The sequence below is a fragment of the Tissierella pigra genome (assembly GCF_009695605.1).
In the GTDB taxonomy this organism is placed as follows: domain Bacteria; phylum Bacillota; class Clostridia; order Tissierellales; family Tissierellaceae; genus Tissierella; species Tissierella pigra.
Map to the genome: position 1 here is coordinate 1 of NZ_VUNQ01000098.1, position 2,715 is coordinate 2,715.

The following is a 2,715-nucleotide window of genomic DNA, read 5'->3' on the forward strand; positions in this document are numbered from 1 at the left end:
TTCTGCTTTCTGATCCAGCTTTATCACCTCTTGCCCCCCCTCAAAAGATATCTTCAAGGGGTATTATATTTTAAGGTGGACCAGTTTTCAATTATTATGGTGGTCTACTTTTAGATTAACATAAACAATGAAAAAAATAAAAATCGTGAGTAAAAGCAATAGCTTAATATAATCTTTAAGAATTTTATTCAATCCGATACCCCTTTCCCCACACGGTTTTTATGTATATGGGGTCTTCAAATGAGTCTTTAAGCTTCAGTCGCAAATTGGAAATATGTGTGGCCACGGAATTATATGCTTGATTGTAGTAATCTTCTCCAGTGACTTCTTTTAAAATTTGTTCCGCCGAAAACACCTCCCCTAGATTTTGAGAAAGAAGTTTCAAAATCTTGTATTCCATCGTGGTCAGGGAAACTTCTTCTTCATTTACCAACACTTTTCCCTTTTCATAGTCAATGAACAATCCACGAAAGCAAAAAATATTCTCCGTTTCCTTTTCCTTGCGATAATAAACCTCTTTTCGTCGAAGAAGGGCCTTTACTCGTTGAACCAATTCCATGGGATTAAAGGGCTTTTTAATATAATCATCACTTCCTAAGATTAAGCCTTTTAACACATCTACATCTTCCGTTTTTGCGGAAACCATAATTACAGGATAAAAATAGTCTTTGCGAAGCTCTTCCACTATTTGATAGCCGTCAATTCCTGGCATCATAATGTCTAAAATCAACAAATCCGGAGGCATTCCCTTTAATCGTTCTAATGTCTCTTCTCCGCTATAAAATGTTTCCACTTCATATCCTTCATTTTGCAAATATAATTTCATCAAATCAGCAATTTCCAAATCATCATCTATAATGACAATACGACTCATTGAATCACTCCCTATTCCCCTTTTATTTCTCATATTATCATTATATTCCCCAATTGTCGATATTTTCCTAATCCACTTCCCAGCGTTTAATTTTTCCATAGGTCACCCAAAAACAACTTACGATGAAAATTATCTGAATAAAATATGCCAACGTATAAAATGTCACAGGATGACCTAAAATCGAATAGATCTCCATGGTCGATGATTTAAAACAACTGGAAAGATAGGGTAGAAAAAATAAAAAACTTCCTTGATTATTAATCCATCTTTGTAAATTCGGAAACTCTCCCCTAAATGTTATGAAAAAATTAGAAAAAAAGAAAAATAATCCATATACTAATATCACCCATTCTTTTCGCTTGAAAATCGAAGAAAGCATTGTGGCAAAAGCAATCAGTACAAAAATATGTAATATTCGAAGCCCATATTCCACAATTCTAAGTTTTGAAATACTCCACGGTAAAAATTCAGAAGTAGATTCCAATTGTAAAGGTAGATCCCATCCATCGACTCCAAAAAATATAAGTTGAGGAAGAATAATCAATAGAAAGCTTAGAACAGCTATGACAACACCGATGAAAAAAGCAGTTTGAACTTTGGAGTGAAAGAGTTCTTTCCTTCCCTTTTTTGAGGAAAGAAGCAAAGAATCCATGCCACTTGTCCGTTCCTCAGAAAAAATACCACATACGAGTAGCCCAGAAAGAAGCAACAAATATTTGATGGAAGAATCCATCGTCATTTTAAGCACCCACCAGCCTTCACTATAACCAATTTCAAATGGAGTCTTGACCTCTTTTATAAAGGACATTAAATAATTCTTTTTTGCATCCGAATATGGAAGGGTTTCGATTTTATTTGCCATTTTCTGCTCTTGAATTGTATAAAAACTTGGAAGAGATTCCTGCTTTTCCAATAAACTAAAAATATCTGAAATTGGCTCTTCCAGCGAGTCAAATCCATCTGCCAACCCCCAAAAATAGTTTCGTCGGGAGATAAAATAAGGGTTTTTAAATAATTTTTGAAACGCCACTTCACGATCTACGTTGGAATCCTTGAAATTCAACTCTTTTTTGAGTCGTATCAAATCTCGCTGAATTACTTCATCTGTCAATATCCCCTCTGGGTAATCTATCTCATATTGGTTCTTCAAATAAGAAACTGCCTCTTTTCCAGTAATTTCTTTCCCTTTCTCATTCATTGTAGGATAAGTCGTTGTGTGTTTCCATGTAGCACGAGAAACCAAAAAAAGAAGGAGAATTGTTATTAAAATATTCCAACGGCTTCGAAATATTTTCTTAAATTCATATTTAATCATCGTTCCCATAAGATCCCTCCCATTTATATATTAAGAAAGAGTACAGCGACAAATCGTCATTTGTCGCCTCTCTCTTTTGATACTACTTATAGCTTACCATGTCGTATCACTTGATGCGGCGGACGTTCGGTTTCCCTTTCGGACTTTATCTGTTCCACAAGAACAACCACACGAATTACAAGGTAGTGGCTTATTCCCACCCCCATTTCTTGCTCCTGCATGTGCATCATAATCACTGCATACGCATCCCAAAGGTGTTACTATTCTCTTTCCTGTCGGTTTTAAAAAGTTCATCTTCTCACCTCCAAAGTAACTCCATTCTTATTAGCTTCCTGAAACTAGTTTCTCTTATCTCTAAAATGATTTTCCATTCTTTCAGAAAAAACATTTGAAAATAAGTGGTGTTAGTATAATATTGTAGACACGATTTTCCGAATACTATAAAATATAGAAAAGGAAGGAAGTGTCTAGAATGTCAAAAAGATATACAGATGAATATAAAAATACCATTGTAGAACTTTATAAT

The 2,715-nt window shown here is 34.6% G+C and carries 2 protein-coding genes; both read right to left on the bottom strand.

The genetic code is table 11. The features are described 5' to 3' along the window. Positions 1-184 precede the first annotated feature (184 nt). The gene (locus FYJ83_RS19345; protein ID WP_216585604.1) at positions 185-973 is read right to left on the bottom strand and encodes a response regulator transcription factor; all 789 of its coding nucleotides are present in this window, start codon (positions 971-973) and stop codon (positions 185-187) included. Beyond that, complete coding sequence (locus FYJ83_RS19350) at positions 942-2,198, bottom strand: ABC transporter permease subunit (protein WP_154443127.1); 1,257 nt, start codon at positions 2,196-2,198, stop codon at positions 942-944. Before FYJ83_RS19350 ends, FYJ83_RS19345 begins: the two co-directional genes overlap by 32 nt. Positions 2,199-2,715 lie beyond the last annotated feature (517 nt).

Excerpts from the sequence above, each read along its gene's own strand:
- FYJ83_RS19345 (WP_216585604.1), bottom strand. The coding sequence starts at position 973 with ATGGAAAAATTAAACGCTGGGAAGTGGATTAGGAAAATATCGACAATT.
- FYJ83_RS19350 (WP_154443127.1), bottom strand. The coding sequence starts at position 2,198 with ATGGGAACGATGATTAAATATGAATTTAAGAAAATATTTCGAAGCCGT.